The organism is Pseudomonas sp. WS 5532 (genome assembly GCF_012985445.1).
Lineage (GTDB): Bacteria > Pseudomonadota > Gammaproteobacteria > Pseudomonadales > Pseudomonadaceae > Aquipseudomonas > Aquipseudomonas edaphica.
Genome location: NZ_JAAQWK010000027.1, coordinates 14,057 through 32,764, shown reverse-complemented (window position 1 = coordinate 32,764; position 18,708 = coordinate 14,057). Strand labels below are relative to the sequence as shown.

At 62.1% G+C, this 18,708-nt stretch carries 17 protein-coding genes; 5 read left to right on the top strand and 12 right to left on the bottom strand.

Going from position 1 to position 18,708, the window contains the following annotated elements; translation table 11 throughout:
- Window positions 1–136: 136 nt before the first annotated feature.
- Window positions 137–889: a TetR/AcrR family transcriptional regulator gene (locus tag HBO23_RS29895; RefSeq protein ID WP_170040700.1), complete on the bottom strand. Its 753-nt coding sequence runs from the start codon at window positions 887–889 to the stop codon at window positions 137–139.
- A 359-nt stretch (window positions 890–1,248) separates the two neighbouring features.
- Between HBO23_RS29895 and HBO23_RS29890 the strand changes: the two genes are divergently transcribed.
- Genes HBO23_RS29890 through HBO23_RS29875 form a run of 4 tightly spaced genes read left to right on the top strand, consistent with a single transcriptional unit; the run spans window position 1,249 to window position 5,863 of the window.
- A complete protein-coding gene (locus tag HBO23_RS29890; RefSeq protein WP_017137555.1) occupies window positions 1,249–1,956 on the top strand; it encodes an ABC transporter ATP-binding protein in 708 nt (235 codons plus the stop codon).
- A complete protein-coding gene (locus HBO23_RS29885) occupies window positions 1,953–3,152 on the top strand; it encodes an ABC transporter permease (protein ID WP_170040699.1) in 1,200 nt (399 codons plus the stop codon). The genes HBO23_RS29890 and HBO23_RS29885 overlap by 4 nt, the downstream gene beginning before the upstream one ends.
- Window positions 3,145–4,626, top strand: coding sequence for a TolC family protein (locus tag HBO23_RS29880; RefSeq protein ID WP_099550528.1), 1,482 nt, complete (start codon window positions 3,145–3,147; stop codon window positions 4,624–4,626). The genes HBO23_RS29885 and HBO23_RS29880 overlap by 8 nt, the downstream gene beginning before the upstream one ends.
- Entirely contained in the window at window positions 4,616–5,863 is a 1,248-nt protein-coding gene (locus HBO23_RS29875; protein ID WP_170040698.1) for an HlyD family efflux transporter periplasmic adaptor subunit, read from the top strand. Before HBO23_RS29880 ends, HBO23_RS29875 begins: the two co-directional genes overlap by 11 nt.
- Before the next feature lie 103 nt (window positions 5,864–5,966).
- On the opposite strand, the gene HBO23_RS29870 is transcribed toward HBO23_RS29875, so the two are convergent.
- The 11 genes from HBO23_RS29870 to HBO23_RS29820 all read right to left on the bottom strand — a co-directional run bounded on the left by HBO23_RS29870 (window position 5,967) and on the right by HBO23_RS29820 (window position 17,564).
- The gene (locus HBO23_RS29870; protein WP_170040697.1) at window positions 5,967–7,361 is read right to left on the bottom strand and encodes an FAD/NAD(P)-binding protein; all 1,395 of its coding nucleotides are present in this window, start codon (window positions 7,359–7,361) and stop codon (window positions 5,967–5,969) included.
- A 12-nt stretch (window positions 7,362–7,373) separates the two neighbouring features.
- A complete protein-coding gene (locus HBO23_RS29865) occupies window positions 7,374–8,141 on the bottom strand; it encodes an ABC transporter ATP-binding protein (protein ID WP_017137550.1) in 768 nt (255 codons plus the stop codon).
- Between the two features lie 3 nt (window positions 8,142–8,144).
- Window positions 8,145–9,485: an ABC transporter substrate-binding protein gene (locus HBO23_RS29860; RefSeq protein ID WP_169988213.1), complete on the bottom strand. Its 1,341-nt coding sequence runs from the start codon at window positions 9,483–9,485 to the stop codon at window positions 8,145–8,147.
- Window positions 9,486–9,502: 17 nt separating this feature from the next.
- Complete coding sequence (locus HBO23_RS29855) at window positions 9,503–10,552, bottom strand: branched-chain amino acid ABC transporter permease (RefSeq protein ID WP_170040696.1); 1,050 nt, start codon at window positions 10,550–10,552, stop codon at window positions 9,503–9,505.
- A 4-nt stretch (window positions 10,553–10,556) separates the two neighbouring features.
- Window positions 10,557–11,438 carry a branched-chain amino acid ABC transporter permease gene (locus HBO23_RS29850; protein ID WP_170040695.1) on the bottom strand — a complete coding sequence of 294 codons (882 nt, stop codon included), beginning with the start codon at window positions 11,436–11,438 and terminating at the stop codon, window positions 10,557–10,559.
- Window positions 11,438–12,208, bottom strand: a complete 771-nt coding sequence (locus HBO23_RS29845) for an ABC transporter ATP-binding protein (RefSeq protein WP_099550533.1) — start codon at window positions 12,206–12,208, stop codon at window positions 11,438–11,440. The genes HBO23_RS29850 and HBO23_RS29845 overlap by 1 nt, the downstream gene beginning before the upstream one ends.
- Window positions 12,205–13,116 carry an AMP-binding protein gene (locus HBO23_RS29840; protein ID WP_099550534.1) on the bottom strand — a complete coding sequence of 304 codons (912 nt, stop codon included), beginning with the start codon at window positions 13,114–13,116 and terminating at the stop codon, window positions 12,205–12,207. The genes HBO23_RS29845 and HBO23_RS29840 overlap by 4 nt, the downstream gene beginning before the upstream one ends.
- Before the next feature lie 815 nt (window positions 13,117–13,931).
- Window positions 13,932–15,311 carry an LLM class flavin-dependent oxidoreductase gene (locus tag HBO23_RS29835; RefSeq protein ID WP_170040694.1) on the bottom strand — a complete coding sequence of 460 codons (1,380 nt, stop codon included), beginning with the start codon at window positions 15,309–15,311 and terminating at the stop codon, window positions 13,932–13,934.
- Window positions 15,311–15,637 carry an acyl-CoA dehydrogenase gene (locus tag HBO23_RS29830; RefSeq protein WP_138453846.1) on the bottom strand — a complete coding sequence of 109 codons (327 nt, stop codon included), beginning with the start codon at window positions 15,635–15,637 and terminating at the stop codon, window positions 15,311–15,313. The genes HBO23_RS29835 and HBO23_RS29830 overlap by 1 nt, the downstream gene beginning before the upstream one ends.
- Before the next feature lie 12 nt (window positions 15,638–15,649).
- Window positions 15,650–16,846, bottom strand: coding sequence for an SfnB family sulfur acquisition oxidoreductase (locus HBO23_RS29825; RefSeq protein ID WP_099550537.1), 1,197 nt, complete (start codon window positions 16,844–16,846; stop codon window positions 15,650–15,652).
- A gap of 154 nt (window positions 16,847–17,000) precedes the next feature.
- Window positions 17,001–17,564, bottom strand: a complete 564-nt coding sequence (locus tag HBO23_RS29820) for an XRE family transcriptional regulator (RefSeq protein ID WP_099550538.1) — start codon at window positions 17,562–17,564, stop codon at window positions 17,001–17,003.
- 92 nt (window positions 17,565–17,656) lie between these two features.
- On the opposite strand from HBO23_RS29820, the gene HBO23_RS29815 reads away from it, so the two are divergent.
- Window positions 17,657–18,583 (top strand): DMT family transporter, encoded by a 927-nt coding sequence (locus HBO23_RS29815; RefSeq protein WP_170040693.1) that lies wholly within the window; start codon window positions 17,657–17,659, stop codon window positions 18,581–18,583.
- Window positions 18,584–18,708: the final 125 nt, after the last annotated feature.

The following is an 18,708-nucleotide window of genomic DNA, read 5'->3' as shown; positions in this document are numbered from 1 at the left end:
TACCCCAGCCATTTTCTTACATTTTTTTCACGATTTATTCACATCCGCAGCCGTAGGGTGAAGCCTCATCCGTTACAAACGCTGCACATCAAAACCCGCCGCCCCAGCGGGTTTTTTTTGTCTTGGATTTGGGCTTTTAACGCGCGGCTTTGGTGGCAGGCGGTGCGGCTTGTTCACGAATGGCGCGCTGGGTGTCGAGCACCTTGGCCAGTGCGGTTTCCGCTTCGGGGCTTTGCTGCGGTACGCGAATTGCGGCCGAGACCAGGGTGATCAGCTTGGCCATGACCTCGGCATCCGTGGCCGGGCGGCCCAGGCTCATGGAGTTCATCAGCAGGCGCAGTTCAGTGCCGGCCATTACCCCGGAAATCGCCTTGAGGGCAAATTGCAGGCGCACGCCCAGCTCATTGCGTGGCAGATCCGGCAGGGCCAGGGCGAAGGCTTCGAAGAAGCGCTGGAACACCGGCTGGTAATGCACCTTGAGGTATTCCTGGATAAACGGCGAGGTGTCGCTGTACACCCGGCCCAGGAAACGGATAAATGATCGCCCTTCCCCGCTGGCCGGATCACTGCGCTCCAGGCCCATGGCCGGGGCGAACAGCACGCCGAGCAAGGTGTCGCAGTCGAGCGGGCCATCGGCCTCGGCTTCGCAGCGCGCGAGCAGCTCCAGGCGCTGCTCGTTGAGCGGCTCCAGGCGTTGCATCAGCAGGGTTTTCATCAGGGAGTCCTTGTCCCCGAAGTGGTAGTTCACGGCGGCCAGGTTCACCTGGGCGCGCTCGGTAATCTGCCGGAGCAACACGGCGTCATAGCCGTATTTGATGAAAAGAGCCTCTGTCGCATCCAGCAGTCGAGTCTTGGTAACGTTTGGAGCGCTGAGTTTCTTCGCGACCATGAAAGGTTCCACGTGGGAAATATTGTTTTAAAAAATAATTTGATTTTTTATACCGGGGCAGCCCTTCGAAAGCAAGTAGTGACACTGCGCCATGCTACGAAAGGCCTGTATAAACAGGCCTGTCGAGGGTAGCCGAAGGGATTTTCAGGCGCCGCAGCCGAACGACCGGCAAATCGTCACAAGAGGTGAAACCGCTCTACATCCATGGCTGGCGAAGCGCGTTGATCGCGGTTACTATTCAAACAATATTTTAAAAACAAGAAATAAAACCAGTCCGTGGCGCGTATCAGGCAGTTCCCGAACTTGTTACAAGGCTTTGCCGGGGGCGTGGCGATAGCGTCGAGACTGCAGGCGTAGTCATGATGACAGATACCCCCGCGCACCCAGGCTTGATCTCCCTGCAAGGCATCGGCAAGAGCTATCAGCTCGCCGGGCAACACCTGTCGATTCTCAATGACGTGTGCCTGTCCATCGCCCCCGGCGACAGCTGCGGCATTCTCGGCGCCTCAGGCTCCGGCAAAAGTACCCTGCTCAATATTCTTGGCCTGCTGGACTTGCCCGACGGCGGCCAGTACCACTTTGCCGGCCACGATATCTTCAGCGCCACGCCGGATGAGCTGGCGGCGATCCGCAACCAGCAGATCGGCTTTGTGTTCCAGAGTTTCAACCTGCTGCCCCGCCTCAGTGCCCTGGACAACGTCGCCCTGCCCCTCAGTTACCGTGGCGTGTCGCGCCATGAGTCGGTGGAACAGGCGCTGCGCATGCTCGCGCAAGTCGGCCTGGCCGAGCGCGCCCACCACCGCCCGGCCGATCTTTCCGGTGGCCAGCGCCAACGCGTAGCGATCGCCCGCGCGCTGGTCGGCAAGCCGTCGGTGATCCTCGCCGACGAACCCACCGGCAACCTCGACAGCACCACTGCCCAGGAGATCATGGACCTGCTCCTGGCCCTGAACCGCGAGCAGCAGGTGACGCTGATTATCGTCACCCACGATGCACACATCGCCGAGCGCCTGGAGCGCAAGATCCTGGTACGCAATGGCGTGGTGCATGAGGCTGGGCGCCTATGAGCCAGCGGGTCGAACAGAGCCTGAGCCAACTGCTGCATGAAGCCTTTGTGAGCCTGCGCACCCTGGGCAAACGTTCGATCCTGGCGTTGCTGGGCATCGTGATCGGCAGCTCATCGGTGGTGGCCCTGATCAATATCGGCCATAACGCGGCGGTGGACGCGGCGATGATTTTCAAGGACATGGGCACCGACACCCTGATCGCCCAGTTCCCGTCCAAAGGCAACAGCAATGCACCGATGCGCGCCAGCCTTGACCTGGACGCGGTGCGCCAGGCGGTGCCGGGCATTGCCCATATCGGCGCGCTCAGCCTGTTCAGCGGGCCGCTGGTGTTCCAAGGCCGCACGGCCAACGCCAACTTCGTCGGCAGCACCGCGGATATCAAGGACGCCATGCGCCTGGCCCTGCGCGAGGGGCGATTTCTGTCCGCCTTCGACGCCAACGAAACCTACGGCGTGATCGGCGATCAAGTCGCCCAGGCCTTGGGCACGCCGGGCAACCCGCTGAAGCTGGGCGACCGTGTGCGTATCAACGATTACCTGTTCCTGGTGGTGGGCATCCTGCACAACCAACCCCGCGCGATGCTGATGCCGGTGCAGGCCAACGAATCGCTGTTTATCCCCGCCGAAGGCATGCGGCGCATCTACCCGACGCCGCAGATCGGCAATGTGATCATCCGCGCCGCACCCGGCCAGGACATGGAGCGCATCGCCCGTGAGGCCGCGATTGCCCTGAAAAGCCAGCTCACCGACCACGATGTCGACATTCAGGTGCCCCAGCAAATGATCGATGGCATGACCCGGCAAAGCCGCACGTTCGCCTACTTGCTGCTGGCGCTGGGCGCGATTTCCCTGGTCGGTGGCGGTGTCGGCGTGATGAACGTGATGCTGATGAATGTCTCGGAGCGCCGCCGCGAAATCGGGATCCGCATGGCCCTGGGCGCGCGCCAGCGTGACATCCGCAATCTGTTTTTGCTCGAAGCGGTCACGCTGACGGCGGTGGGTGCGCTGTGCGGTGCGGTGCTGGGCATGACCGCCGCGTGGCTCTACGCCTGGCTGTCGGGCTGGGAATTTGCCCTGGCCGCCGCCGCCCTGCCGCTGGGGGTGGGCAGCACCTTGCTGGTGGGTTTGTTCTTTGGCATCTACCCGGCGGTCTCGGCCTCGCGGCTGCAGCCGGTGGAGGCCCTGCGCGATGAATAAATGGCTGTGGTTACTCGCCCTGGCAAGCCTGCCAGCCATGGCCGCCGATGTGGTGATCAACCCATCGGCGCCGAGCACCACCCGCAGTGGCTATGACCGCAGTGTGTCGCTCAATAACCAGGTCACGACGCTGACCCTGGGTGATGCGGTGTACCTGGGCCTGCGCAAAAACCCGGCGATCCGCAGCGCGTACCTGCAACGCGTGGCGCAAAAGTTCGACCTGCGGGTGGCCGAAGACACCTTCAACCCCAAGCTCTCCCTGAACAGTTACTACCGCCAAAGTCGCGGCTCGGCCGACAACGCGCGCAATGCCAACCTGGCGCCGAGAGCGACCTTGCTCAGTGAGTACGGCACCCAGTTGAGCATGGCCTGGACCCAACAACTGAACAACGCCGACCGCGCCGGCCGCTACCGCAGCGACGGCCTCGACCTCACGCTGATCCAACCGCTGATGCGCGGCGGCGGCTGGGACGCCACCACCGCGCCGCTGCGCCTGTCGCGCCTGTCGGAGCAGGCCAACCGCCTGAACCTCAAGGCCACCGTGGCGCAGACCATCAGCCAGATCATCGCCACCTACCGCGAACTGCTGCGCGCCCAAGAGCAGTTGAGCATCGTCCAGGACGCACTCAAGCGCTCCAACACCTTGCTGGACGTGAACAAGGCGCTGATCAGCGCGGGGCGCATGGCTGAGTTCGAAATCGTGCAGACCGAAGCCGATATCGCCACCCAGCAATTGGGCGTGGAAGAGGCCCAGAACCAACTCGACACCAGCCGCCTGGCCTTGCTGCGCCTGCTGGCGCTGGACCTGTCGACGCCGATCCGCGCCAGCGAAGCCCTGGAAGCCAAGCCGATGACCATCGACAAACGCCAGGCCTTCAGCCTGGCGCAGACCCAGCAGCCGGAGTACCTCGCCGCCCTGCTCGGCAGCCAACAGGCCGACCTCAACCTGGTGATCGCCAAAGACTCCGGGCGCTGGCAGGTGGACCTGGTGGCAGGCGCCAACCAGCTGCGCGATGCCTACAGCAACAATGACAGCGGCAACAACAATAACCGCACCTGGAACAGCTACGCCGGGGTGCAGGTGCAGATTCCCATCGGCGACATCAGCACCCGCCAGGCCGAGGTGCGCGCGCGGGTCAATGTGGAAGACCAGGAGATCCGTATCACCGATGCGCGCCAGGAACTGGAACGCAGTGTCAACGACGTGGTGCGCGACCTGGGCACGCGTTGGCGCCAATATGAAATTTCCCAGCGCGCCGTCGAGCTGTCGCGGCGCAAGATCGAAATCGAGCGGGAAAAACTCAGTGCCGGGCGCTCCACCAACTTCCAGGTGTTGAGTTACGAAACTGACCTGCGCAACGCCGAAAACGCGCGGCTCAATGCACTGATCGCTTATCTGAACGCCCAGACCCAGCTCGATTTGACCCTGGGCATGACGCTGGAAAGTTGGGAAATCGCCCTCAATGACTACTAATAAAAAATACCTGCTGGGTGCCGTGATCGTCGTGCTGTTGGCGGGCGCAGGCATTGCCCTGCGCAGCCCGGCTACCGATCAGCCGGCCGCAACCGAGCAATGGCTGGCAGTCAAGCCCGACCCGTTGGTGCACCAGATAGGCCTGGTGGGCAAGATCGAACCCGACACCACCATCACCCTCACCGCGCCGTTCGACGGCAATGTGCTGGTCAACCTGGTTGAACAAGGCCAACGCGTCGAGGCCGGCCAGGTACTGTTGCGCATGGACCCCTCCACCCTCGAAGTGCAACTGCGCGACGCGCTTTCCGCCCAGCTCAAGGCCCGACGCACCGTGCAAGAGATGCAAGACTGGGACAGCAGCCCCGCCGTCAGCCGCGCACGCCGCAGCCTGCGCACCGCAGAAATGACCGCCGGCAACACCCAGCGCAAACTCACCGAGAGTGAAAACCTGTTCAAGCGCGGCATCATCCCGCGCAACGAGCTGGACGATCTCAAGCAGCAGACCCAACAGCAACAACTGGACCTGGCCTCGGCCCGCAGCGAGCTGCAGCAGGCGCAAGATCAGGGCAAAGGCGAATACCGACAAATCGCCGAGATGGAGCTGACCAACGCCACGGTGAAATACGACGCCCTGCACAAGCTGCTCGACGGCCAAGAGCTCAAGGCGCCCTTCTCCGGCATCGTCGTGCCGGCGCCGGGCAGCAATAACTCCTCGCCAGGGGGAGCCAATAACAACGCACCGGTGCAGGCCGGCAGCAAGGTCAGCCAGGGGCAGGTGCTGTTCGGGCTGGCCAATATCGAACGGCTGAAAATTGTCGCCAAGGTGTCGGAACTGGACATCAACCAGTTGCATCAGGGCCAGGCCGTGGAAGTGATGGGTGATGGCTTTGACGGCGAGCGCCTGACCGGCTCCGTCAGCGTGGTCAGCGGCCTGGCGATTGCCAGCGATAGCCAGGGCAGCGCGCAGTTTCCGGTCACCTTGTCGATCCCCACGCTCACTGCGCAGCAATTGCAGCGGGTGCGGCTGGGGATGAGTGCGCGGTTGACCATCGTCACCTACAACAATGCGCAGGCGATTGTGGTGCCGAGCCAGGCGATCCAGCCGGACATGAGCGTGGAATATCGGGCCGCGATGGATAAGCCGGTTGAGCGGGTGAAAGTCACCACAGGACAGTCAACCGCCGAAGGTGTCGAGGTGTTTGGGCTCAAGCCGGGGTTTGTAAAAACATCAAAATAGCTGGAGATCCAAAGGTGGGAGCTGGCTTGCCTGCGATGGCGGACTGTCAGTTAGAACAGCTGTGCCTGACCCACCGCTATCGCAGGCAAGCCAGCTCCCACATTCATGCTGAGGTGAGTTTGGCGGCCAGGGCCTTGGCTTGAATCGCCACGTCGGTGACTGCCGTGCTCTCCCACCACATCCCCCGCAAGGGCGGGCCCATGGCAAACAGGCGTTGGCTGACCTGGCCTTGAGCATCCAGCACTGCACCTGATGTATCCGCCGCAATTCCCAACGCCAACGGCCCAGGCTTGATCAACCCACGTTTGAGCAACTGCTGCGGCAGCGGTTTGGCCACTCGCCGCCAGTCGTACTCAATACCGCTGGAGTTAATCAACGCAGCACCCGACACCTGGGTGACAGCTTGTTCGCCGCGCCGTCGCAGCTTGATCGTCACGCCGTTGTCCGACGCCACCAGCCCCTTGAACGACGCCGCCTGAATCCGCAACCGTCCTGCTTCATGCAACCGCGCCACCAACTGCGCGCTCAATGGCGGCGAGCGATGGTGATGGCTCTCCCACCACGGCCTTACATGGCGCACGAACTGGCGTTTCTCGCGCTCACTGGCCTGGCTCCACAAGCGGCCGATATGCGCTCGCACCGTGTCCAGCGGCGCTTGCCAATCAATGCCCTGTTCCACCGCCAGTTGGCATTGGCGCCGCACCTCGCGCAGCAACTGTCGAGGGCTGCGCAGGTTGTGGTCGTCGGCGAGGAAGTCCACCCAGCTCGGCGGTTGCCGGCGCACATGGGGTAGCAGGCCATGGCGCGAAAATATCTCGATCGGCCCGCGATGACCGGCCTGTTCCAGGGACACCACGGCATCCACCATGGTAAGCCCGGAACCGATGATCAGCACCGTCGACTGCGGCTCGATCTGGCGCATGGCCTTGACGTCCCACGGGTCCACTGCCGCTGCATTCAAGCCGCTGGATTCGGTCTGCGGCGTGCGTGCCGCCGGGAACATGCCAGTGGCCAATACGGCCTGAGCACCGCGCAATTGTTGGCCGTTATCCAGCGTCAGCCGAGTTGAGTCGGCATCCACTTGCAGGTCGACCACCTCGGCACGAATATGCTCGACCGTGGAAGCCGAGAGCGCCTTGGCCTCAGCCAGACGCTGTTGCGCATACACGCCAAAAATCCCGCGTGGCGGGAACAACTCACTGATGGGTACAGGCTGCTGATTCGACTCCGGCCAGCCCCCAGCACCGATGTAGTCGGTGAGCCATTGGGTCAAGTCATCGGGGTTGTCCGGGTCGACACTCATGCGCGCCGCATTGCCGTTCAGGGTGTGCCCCAGTTCGACGGCACTGTAGGCCTCGCCACGGCCAAGCTCCTCGCGTGGCTCAATCACCAGGATCTGCCGCTTGCCAGGCTGGCGCAGCAGTTGCACCGCCAGCATGGTGCCGCTCAAGCCGCCGCCGATGATCAGCACATCAGCGTTGCGGATGGATTCAGTCATGCACATTCGCCCTTACTGTTTGCCCAGATAAATATCATGCAAATCACCCCGCGCCAGCAGTTCAGCCGCACTGCCGCTCAAAACCACGCGCCCAGTATCCAGCACATAGCCGTGGGAGGCATAGTTGAGCGCGACATTGATGTTCTGCTCGGCGATCAGGAAGCTCACCTGTTGCTCGCGGTTAAGCTGGGCGATGATTGCGAAAATCTCCTGCACGATCATCGGCGCCAAGCCCATGGAAGGCTCGTCGAGCAAGACTAAAGTCGGCCGAGTCATCAACGCGCGGCCAATGGCGACCATTTGCTGCTCGCCGCCGGAGGTCAGCCCGGCGCGGGTGTGGCGCTTGGTCTTGAGCCGTGGGAACCAGGCGTAGATACGCTCCAGGTCGTGCTCCATGTCTTGGCGGCTCAGGCGCCGCACAAAGCCGCCGCTGCGCAGGTTGTCTTCCACGCTCAGTTGGCCGAACACATGGCGGCCTTCCAATACGTGGACCATGCCCTGGCGCACCCGTTGGCTGGGGTCGATGCCGGCCAGGTCGCGGCCGGCATACTCGATCACGCCACGGCTGACTTCGGCGCGCTCGGCGCGTACCAGCCCCGAAATGGCCTTGAGCGTGGTGCTTTTGCCGGCGCCGTTGGCACCCAGCAACGCCACGATGGCGCCCTTGGGCACGTGCAGCGAGACCCCGGCCACCGCCAGTATGGCGCCGTCGTAGATCACTTCGATGTCATTGACGTTTAACAGTGACGGGCTCGCAGGTTCAGCGGCGGGCTGGCTCATGGCTTATTCATCCCCGGTGCAGGTACGCGGCGTCAGGCCTTTTTCCTTGGCAAACGCGGCGGACTTTTCATCGATCAGCGGGCGCAGCAGCGCACGGTCGGCGGCGATCCAGTCGCTGATCAGCGTCCAGTTGGCGCCGTCCCACTGTTGCACACGCGCCGAGCCGCCGCCTTCGTGGTCGCGGCACGACAGCTTGAGGTTCTGCATCAGGCCCAGATAGCCCATGTCTTTAAGGCGCGTGTCATCGATATTCAGATGCTCCAGGCCCCAACGGCCTTCTTCGCCATTAAGCGGGCGCTTGCCGAACTTGGCCTGGGCGGTACGGATCGCTTCCACCGCCACGGCGGCGTTCACCAGGCCGGAGTTGTAGTAGACGCTGCCGAAGTTTTTCAGGTCCTTGAGGTCGCTGTGGCCTTTGTCGAGGATGGACTGTTTGAGGCGTTTATGGATCTCGAAGTCAGCACCTGCCGGGTAAGGCGTGAGCGCCAGGTAACCTTTGGCGGCGGCACCTGCGGGCAGCACGTCTTCGCTGGAACTGGCCCAGATATCGCCAATGATGTGGTCAACCGGGAAGCCAAAGCGCGCAGCGGTCTTCACCGCCACCGGCGTGGACACGCCCCAGGTGCGCAAAAACACCCAGTCCGGATTGGCCTGGCGCACCTGGCGCCATTGCGCCGACTGCTCGTTGCCCGGGTCGGCCACGGGAATCTGGATATTTTCAAAGCCGTATTTCTCGGCCAGTAACTTCAACGGGCCGAGGGTTTCACGGCCGTAAGCCGAATCGTGATAGACCGTGGCGATCTTCTTGCCCTTGAGTTTGTCGAAGCCGCCTTCGCGCTGGGCAATGTAATTCACCAGTGTGGACGCTTCGCTGTAGAAGGTCAGCATCACCGGGAAGTTATACGGAAACACCGTGCCGTCGGTGGCTTCGGTGCGGCCATAACCGAGGGTAATCAACGGGATCTTGTCGACTTCCGCACGCTCGCTCAGCGCATACGCCGCCGGTGCGCCGTTAGGCTGGTAGACCGCGACCGGCGCGCCATCCAGGCCATTCTTGAAGCGCTCGTAGCACTCGATGCCCTTCTCTGCCGTCCATTCGGTCTCGCATTCCTGCCACACCAGTTTGACGCCGTTGATACCGCCTTCGACCTCATTGATATAACGCAGGTAGTCGATCATCCCGGCCCACACCTGCACGCCGCTGGAGGCATAGGCGCCGACGCGGTAGGTGGCCAGCGGGATAAATTGCTGGTCGGGCGAGGCGATTGCCTGGGGCACAGCACCGGCCAAAGCTGCCAACGCAAAAGCAGCGCCGACAAGGGAACGTTTCAAGGATGTACGCATAGGAGTTCTCATCAAGGTCAGAAACGCAGCGGCCATTGCCGCAGACGGTCACGCAGGTTGTGCAAGAGGCGAATCAAGCCTTCGGGTTCCTTGATCAGGAACACGATGATCAACACGCCAAAAATGATTTTCTGCAGGTTCTGCAACTGCCCCGCATCCACCGAGCCACCGAACAGCGCCTGCCCGGCATGGCTGAGGAAAATCGGCAATAAGCTGATGAATGCCGCGCCGACAAAGTTGCCGGCAATGCTGCCCATGCCACCGATAATGATGATGAACAGGATCTGGAACGAGCGGTTGATATCAAAACTGCTGGCGCTGGCCGTGCCCAGGTAGGCGAAGGCCCACAACGCGCCGGCAACCCCTAAGTAGAACGAACTGACCGCGAAGGCCAGGCGCTTGTAGCGCACTACCGGGATACCGACCACGGCGGCGGCGGTGTCCATGTCGCGGATTGCCATCCAGTTACGCCCTACCTGGCTGCGCACCAGGTTGATGGCAGTCCAGGTCAACAGCAGCACCGTGACCAACGTCAGCCAGTAGCGGCCCAGCGGCGTATTGAGGTCATGGCCGAACAGCGAAAGCTTCGGCGCGGAAATGGTCCCGGAGGAACCGTAGTTGTAGAACCAGGGGAATTTGACGAACAGCCACTCCAAAAAGAACTGCGCCGCCAGCGTGGTGACCATCAAGTAGAAGCCTTTGATCCGCGAGCTGGGCAAACCAAACAGCAGCCCAACCAGCGCGCTGATCACCCCACCGCCGAGCAGCGCCACCGGCAGGCCCAGCTCGGGCAGACGCAGCAGAAAACCGTAGGTGGCAAACGCGCCAACGGCCATGAAACCCGCCGCGCCCACTGAGGTTTGCCCGGTATAGCCGGTGAGCAGATTCAGGCCCAGACCGGCCAGCGACAGCACCAGAAACGGGATCAGGATCGCATTGAGCCAATAGTCATTGCCCCACAGCGGCACCCCGATAAAGGCCACGGCCAATAAGCCGATCAGACCCCAGGGCAAACGCCGCTGAATCAGTAATAACGGCGCGGTTTCTTGAACAACGGGTATCGACATGGTTTCAGACTCGCTCGATGGCGCGCTCGCCGAACAGGCCGGCGGGACGGATATACAGGAAGGCCAGGGCCAATACATAAGCGAACCACGGCGTGATACCGCCACCGATCAGGGGGCCGACATACACCTCGGCGAGGTTCTCCGCCGCGCCGACAATCAGCCCGCCGACAATCGCCCCGCCAATCGAGGTAAAGCCGCCGATGATCAACACCGGCAAGGCCTTGAGCACCACCAGCGAAAGGGAAAACTGTACGCCCTGGCGTGCGCCCCACAGCAACCCCGCCACCAGCCCGACAATGCCGGCCACGGCCCAGACGATCTGCCAGATACGGTTGAGGTTGATGCCGATGGACAGCGCCGCCGTGGTGTCATCCGCCACGGCGCGCAACGACACACCGATGCGAGTCTTGTTGAACAGCAACGCCAGCACGGTTACCAGCACCACGGCAGCCGCCGCGGCGATCAAATCAAACTGGCTGAGCATCAGCGGCCCGACAAACAGCGGCACGTCGTCGATGCCCAAGTCCAGCGCACGCACCTGCGAGCCCATCAGCCCTTGGGCCAGGCCTTCGATGATGAACGAAAGGCCCAAGGTGGCCATGAACAGGGTGATCTGCGAGCGGTTCACCAGCGGGCGCAGTACCAGCCGCTCGATGAGCAAGGCGACGATGATCATCACGATTACCGTCAGCAGCAACGCCAGGGCAAAGGGCACGCCCTGGTCATGCAGGCTGACAAAGGTCAGCGCGGCAAACAGCAGCATCGAGCCCTGGGCGAAATTGAACACGCCGCTGGCCTTGTAGATCAGCACGAAACCGATGGCGACCAGCGAGTACATGGTGCCGGCGAGCAGGCCGCCGAGCAGGGTTTCAAAGAAGAACGTCATCAGTGTGCAACTCCCAGGTACGCCGCGATCACCTCGGGGTCGGCCTGCACCTGCGCAGGTGTGCCGTCGCCGACTTTGCGTCCGTAGTCGAGCACCACCACATGGTCGGACAGGCCCATCACCACGCCGATGTCGTGTTCGATCAACACCACGGTGGTGCCGAGGTCGCGGTTGACGTCGGCGACAAAGCGCGCCATTTCCTGTTTTTCCTCGGCGTTCATGCCGGCCATGGGCTCGTCCAGCAGCAACAGGCTGGGGCCGGCGATCAAGGCACGGCCCAGCTCTACGCGCTTTTGCAAACCGTAAGAGAGGTTGCCCACCAGCACATCGCGGTGCGCTTGCAGTTCGAGGAATTCGAGGATGCCTTGGCCGCGCAGGCGAAAGGCTTCGGCCTCACGGCGGGCGCGGGGCAAGCCCAGGGCTTGCTCGATAAAGCTGGTGCGCATATGCCGCGACAGGCCGGTAAGGATGTTGTCGAGCACGCTCATTTTCTTGAACAGTGCGTTGTTCTGAAAAGTACGCCCGATACCTCGACGCGCCGCACCCAAAGGGTCGATGCGGTGCAAGTGTTGTTGCTCAAACACAATCTCACCGGCATCGAAGCGGTACACGCCGTTAAGCACATTGAGCAGCGAACTTTTACCGGCGCCGTTGGGGCCGATCAGCGCACAGATTTCGCCGCGCTGCACCTCAAAGGACAAGGCATTGATGGCCTTGACGCCTTTGAACGACAGCGAGATCTCGCGCACCTGGAGAATGGTCTGGCTCATGCGATGTCCCGTTTGAATTCAGCCAGCCATGCTGGATCGCGGCTGGTTTTTTGCGCGCTGGCTGGCTGCCAGATATAGGTCAACCGTTGGAAGCCCAGCAACCTGCGTACACGATTTTTCAACAGGCGCCGCAGGCCACTTTGCGGGTGAGCGATGGCCCACTCACACACGCGTCGGCGCCAGGTACCGTGGGGCGCCATGCGGCTTTCGATATCGTCGGCCAGGTGCTGTAAACGCTCGGGGGACAGCAGCAGGCCGGTCGGCGCGACCTCACCGCGATCACGTCGGGCCGAGGCCGGGCTTTCCGGAAAAGCCAGGCCGTGGCCGCTGTTCAACCATTGCTCCAGGACTACCGCCAGGCCGCCTTGCCAGTGGGTGCCCTCCTCGCTCCACAACACGGTTTCACCGCTCGGTTGCCACCAGCGCTGCAGGTGTTGCGCCGGGTCTGCCGGGCCGAGCAATTGGGTGAAATCCAACGGATTGGCGGACTGCCAGTGCCGCACCTGCTGCCGCCCCTGGGCATACGAATGGCTGGGGTGAATGCGCCATAGCTGTTGGTACAGGGCTTCTGGCTCCAGGTCATCGGCCAGGGTCAACACCTGCCCGCCGGCAGACTGCGCGGCCAGCGCCAACAGCAGCAGGTCAGGCTCGAACGTGCCGCTTAAGGCCAAGCGTGATTGCGCGCTGAAACCTTGCTGGCGCAAACCATCGGCCAGGCGCTCGACGTCGCGCAGCACGTCGATCCAGCGCCAGGCATACCACTGCCCCTGGCGCTTGTGACGCAGGGCGATGTGCAGCGGGGTGAGCTGCGCCCAGTGCTGCAAATGCTCCAAGGCTTTGGGCAGGTTGCCGAGCAGTTCGGCAGGCCATTCCAGCGCCTGCGGACGTTTGAGTTCGTGCACGCTCATAGGGGTAACGCTCCTATTCAAGTAGTGTGCGTGCGGTGGTCCGCTGGCCAGGTCAGGTGGTTCAACAGCGATCAACTGTGGCAAGCCAGCTCCCACATGGACCGAGGTGCTTCAGTTAGATTGCGCTGGCTTTGAGGTCGCGGTGGTCCGCTGGCCTAGTCAGGTGGATCAACACCAATCAACTGTGGGAGCTGGCTTGCCTGCGATGGCGGCGTATCAGCTGGCTCATCTCTAACTGATCTAACGCTTTCGCAGGCAAGCCAGCTCCCACATGGACCGAGGTGCTTCAGTTAGATTGCAGTGGCTTTGAGGTCGCGGTGGTCCGCTGGCCTAGTCAGGTGGATCAACAGCAATCAACTGTGGGAGCTGGCTTGCCTGCGATGGCGGCGTGTCAGCTCGCTCATCTCTAACTGATCTAACGCTTTCGCAGGCAAGCCAGCTCCCACATGGACCGAGGTGCTTCAGTTAGATTGCAGTGGCTTTGAGGTCGCGGTAGACCGCTGGCCTAGTCAGGTGGATCAACACCAATCAACTGTGGGAGCTGGCTTGCCTGCGATGGCGGCGTGTCAGCTGGCTCATTTCTGGCTGACCCACCGCTTTCGCAGGCAAGCCAGCTCCCACATTGACCGAGGTGCTTCAGTTAGATTGCGCTGGCTTTGAGGTCGCGGTAGCCCGCTGGCCTAGTCAGGTGGATCAACACCAATCAACTGTGGGAGCTGGCTTGCCTGCGATGGCGGCGTGTCAGCTGGCTCATTTCTGGCTGACCCAGCGCTTTCGCAGGCAAGCCAGCTCCCACATGGACCGAGGTGCTTCAGTTAGATTGCGCTGGCTTTGAGGTCGCGGTAGCTTGCACCCGGATGGTTTGGGGCCAGCCGCGCACCGTCGCCGAATAACTTTTCGCGCAGGGTGCCCTGGGCGTACTCGGTCTTGTATACGCCGCGCTTTTGCAACTCCGGCACGAGCAGGTCCACGGCGTCGATGAAGGTTTCATGGGGCAGCGCGTAGGCCAGGTTAAAACCATCCACGTCGGTCTCTTCGACCCACTCCTGCAACAGGTCGGCCACGGTTTCCGGGCCGCCCACGAACAACGGGCCAAAGCCGCCGATGCCAACCCAATCGGCCAGTTCATTGGGCGTCCAGACCTTGTTCGGGTCCGCCGTGGAGAAGGCTTCTACCGCCGATTGAATCGCGTTGGTGTGTACATGCTTGAGCGGCTCATCGGGCTTGAACTGGCTGAAGTCGATGCCGGTCCAGCCGGAGATCAGCGCCATTGCGCCCTCGTAGCTGACGTAGGATTTGTATTCGTCAAACTTGGCTTTGGCCTTGGCATCGGTCTCGCCAACGATCACCGTTTGCAAGTTGAAGATCAGGATTTTCTTCGGATCTCGCCCGGCCTCAGCGGCTCGGCGGCGGATGTCGGCGACGGTTTTTTTCAGCAGCACCTTGGACGGTGCAGCCACGAACACGCACTCGGCCTGTTCGGCGGCGAACTGCTTGCCACGGCTGGAGGCCCCGGCCTGGTACAACACCGGCGTGCGTTGCGGCGACGGTTCGCAGAGGTGAATGCCGGGCACCTGGAAGTGTTTGCCGACGTGGCGGATCTCGTGGATTTTGCTCGGGTCGCTGAAAATGCGACGCTCGCGATCACGCAGCACGGCGCCCTCTTCCCAACTGCCTTCCCAGAGTTTGTAGCAAACCTCCAGGTATTCCTCGGCATAGTCGTAGCGCGCATCGTGTTCGGTCTGGGCTTTCTGACCGAGGTTCTTGGCGCCGCTTTCCAGGTAGGACGTGACGATGTTCCAGCCGACACGCCCTTTGGTCAGGTGGTCGAGGGTCGAGAGCCTACGGGCGAACGGATACGGATGTTCAAATGACAAAGAAGCGGTCAGGCCAAACCCCAGGTGTTCGGTGACCAACGCCATCGGCGCAATCAGCGACAGCGGGTCGTTGACCGGCACTTGTGCGGCCTGGCGAATCGCCGCGTCGCCATTGCCGTTGTACACGTCGTAGATGCCCAGCACGTCGGCGATAAACAGGCCGTCAAACTTGCCACGCTCAAGAATTTTGGCGAGGTCCGTCCAGTACTCCAGATCCTTGTACTGCCACGAGCGGTCACGCGGGTGCGCCCACAAGCCGGGAGATTGATGGCCTACGCAGTTCATGTCGAAGGCATTCAAGCGGATTTCACGGGACATCAAAGCACTCCGTTGAGGTGGTAGTTGCCGACGATCTGATATTTGCGCCGCAGTGGGTCGTCGAGGGTCGACGCCAGCGCGGTACGTTGGCCGGTGAGTTCAAATTCGGCATTACTGGCGGCAATCAAGGCTTCGGCAGCGGCGATTTGTGCTTCGGTCAACGCCACCGGGCTTGGGTGGGTTTCAGCGCGTTCAAACAAGGCGGCGGCTACGTCGACGCGGATCTGCAAGTCGCCAAAGCGGCTGATCACGTACGGGTCATCGCTGGCGTGTACAAACCGTCGGGTACTTTCCAGCAGTTGGCGCGCTTGATTCAGGGCGGTCATGAATAAATATCCTCAGTTCCAGGCGTGGCGCGCAGGCTTCACGCCGTTGAGCACGAAGTTGCCGATCAGGTGGTATTTCCAGCGGGCCGGGTCGTGCAGGGTGTGGGTGCGCGCGTTGCGCCAGAAGCGGTCGAGGTTGTGCTTGCCGGTGACCGAGCGGGTGCCGGCCAGTTCGAACAGTTTGCTGCTGGCAAGCAAGGCGGTTTCGGCCGACAGCACTTTGGCCTGGGCAACCACCAGCGAGGCGTTGGCGACGGTGTCTTCGTTGGGCTCGGCCAGGGCCAGGTCGACGGCCTTGCCGGCCTTGGCGAGGATCGCTTCGGTGCCATGCACGCGCCATTGCAGGTCGCCGATGGCGGCGATGGTGAACGGGTCTTGCCAGCCGTGGTCCTGTTGGCTGTCGATCCATGGGCGCGCCTGGCGTGCGTAGATTTTTGCCTGTTCGAGGGCCTCCAGGGCGATGCCGGTGTCGACGGCGGCCTGGATAATCTGCGAGATCGGGCCGTTGGCGGTGGGCTGGTCGAAGGCTTGGTGCGCAGGAATGATCGCGCTAAGGGGCACACTGACGCCGTCGAGGGTCACGCCGCCACTGGCGGTGGTGCGCTGGCCGAAGCCGTCCCAGCTATCAATCACGGTTAGGCCCGGCGCATCGCGTTCGACAAAGGCAATAAACGCCTGGCCGTTCTCGTTGTTGCCGACCGTGGGCACGAGGTGGGCAAACAGCGCGCCGGTGCAGTAGAACTTCTCGCCGTTGATAGAGGCCGTGTCGCCGTCAAAACGAATCTGAGTGTCGAAGGTGCCGGCGTTTTTGCTCTTGGCTTCAGAAAAGGCATTACCGAAACGATAGCCGGCCAGAACCTTGCCGAAATAGTGACGCTTTTGTTCCTCGCTGGCGGTTTGCAGCAGGATGTCCACCACGCCCAGGTGGTTTTGCGGGATTTGCCCCAGCGACGGGTCGGCGGCGGAGATCAACTTGATCACCTCGGCCACCGTTACATAAGACACCTCGGCGCCGCCGTAGGCCTTGGGAATAGTGATGCCCCAGAGGCCGCTGGCAGAAAACTCATCAAGCTCGGCCACCGGCAGGCGCCGCTCGCGGTCGCGCACGCTGGCGTCAACGGCAAACCGCGCGGCCAAGCGCGTCGCGACTTCAATGGCTTCGGCATCCGAGCGGATGATATGGGCAGGTTGTTGAGGGTGGGCTGACATGGGCCGACTCCAGGCTCCGATGGGTTACCGGAGCAATTGCAGGAGTCATGCCTGAATTTAATCGTCAGCAAAATCAGGCGGTTGCTGGCTTTAAGAGGTTGTTGAACGCGTTTCAAACCAACAAAGTGTGCATCCACTGTTGCCAGGCCAACAGTTAGATCACCACGTTACGCACAAACCGCACGGCCACGTCGCCGTCATTGCGATAGCCGTGCACGTTGCGGCTGGCGAACATGTAGAACTCACCGGCCGCCACGTGTTTTTGTTCCTCGCCCACCAGCAAGGTCAGGCAGCCTTCGAACACGAACAGCTGCACGCTCCAGCCGTCCGGGTCGGGGTCGGGGCTGTAGCGATCACCCGGTTCCAGGTGCATCTCCCACAACTCGACTTCACGCCGCGCCGTGGCCTTGGCCAGTAGCACCGCTTTACTGCCGGGGATATCGCCGGCCCAGGCCAGCTCGTTGATGCGGCTGTGATCACCGGCATCCGGGGCCTGGATAAGGTCGCTGAAGGCCACGTCCAAGGCTTCGGCGACGCGGTCCAGCGTGGACAGGCTGACATTCTTCTCGCCCGCCTCGATGGCCACCAGCATGCGCCGGCTGACCCCGGACTTTTCCGAGAGTGCGGTCTGGCTCAGATCCGCAGCATGGCGCAGCCGGCGGACGTTCTGGCTGACGTGTTGCAGGACCGAGGCCCGTTGTGGATTTTCTTTGTGCACTATATTGCTCAATGGGTGGGTGTGCGCAGTATACTGCCCAGCGTGCGGCGCATTGTGCGGTCCGTGCCTTTCCCTTGCAAGACCGAGCCGCCATGACTGCCCCGAACGCCTCCCCACGTTTCAACCGTTTCAGCAAAGCCGAATGCATCCTGGTGGTGATCACCATGATCTGGGGCGGCACGTTTTTGCTCGTGCAACACGCCATGACCGTCAGCGGGCCGATGTTTTTCGTGGGCCTGCGGTTTGCGGCGGCGGCGATTGTGGTGGGGTTCTTTTCGTTGCGCACGTTGCGTGGCCTGACCTTGTTCGAGTTGAAAGCCGGCGCATTCATCGGCACCTCGATCATGTTCGGCTACGGCATGCAGACCATTGGCCTGCAGACCATTCCAAGCAGCCAGTCGGCGTTCATTACAGCGCTTTATGTACCTTGCGTACCGCTGTTGCAGTGGCTGGTGCTGGGGCGTCGCCCAGGCCTGATGCCGAGCATTGGCATCATGTTGGCGTTTACCGGGTTGATGCTGCTTACAGGCCCGACGGGTGCCTCTCTGAACTTCAGCCCCGGTGAAATTGCCACACTGATCTGCGCAATCGCGGTGGCCGCCGAAATTATCCTCATTGGCGCCTATGCCGGGCAGGTGGATGTGCGGCGAGTGACCGTGGTGCAACTGGCCACGGCCTCGTTGCTGTCGTTCCTGATGGTGGTGCCGATGGGCGAGGCGCTGCCGGGCTTCTCCTGGTTGCTGTTGTTCAGTGCAGTGGGCCTGGGTTTGACCAGTGCGGTGATTCAGGTGGCGATGAACTGGGCGCAGCAGAGTGTTTCGCCAACCCGTGCCACGTTGATCTATGCCGGCGAACCGGTATGGGCCGGCGTGATCGGGCGGATTGCCGGGGAGCGTTTTCCGCCGATTGCGATGGTCGGCGCGGCGTTGATTGTGGCGGCGGTGATTGTGAGTGAGATGAAGACACGCAATCAGCGAGAAGCTGAAAAATCAATCGAACTGGAACAGGAAGCCCCCTGACCCGTCAGGTCCGATCGTTCCCACGCTCTGCGTGGGCATGCATCCTGTGACGCTCCGCGTCACCCTTGCGCAAGGCTCACGGCTGCATAAGCAGTTGGGACGCGGAGCGTCCGGGGTGGCATTCC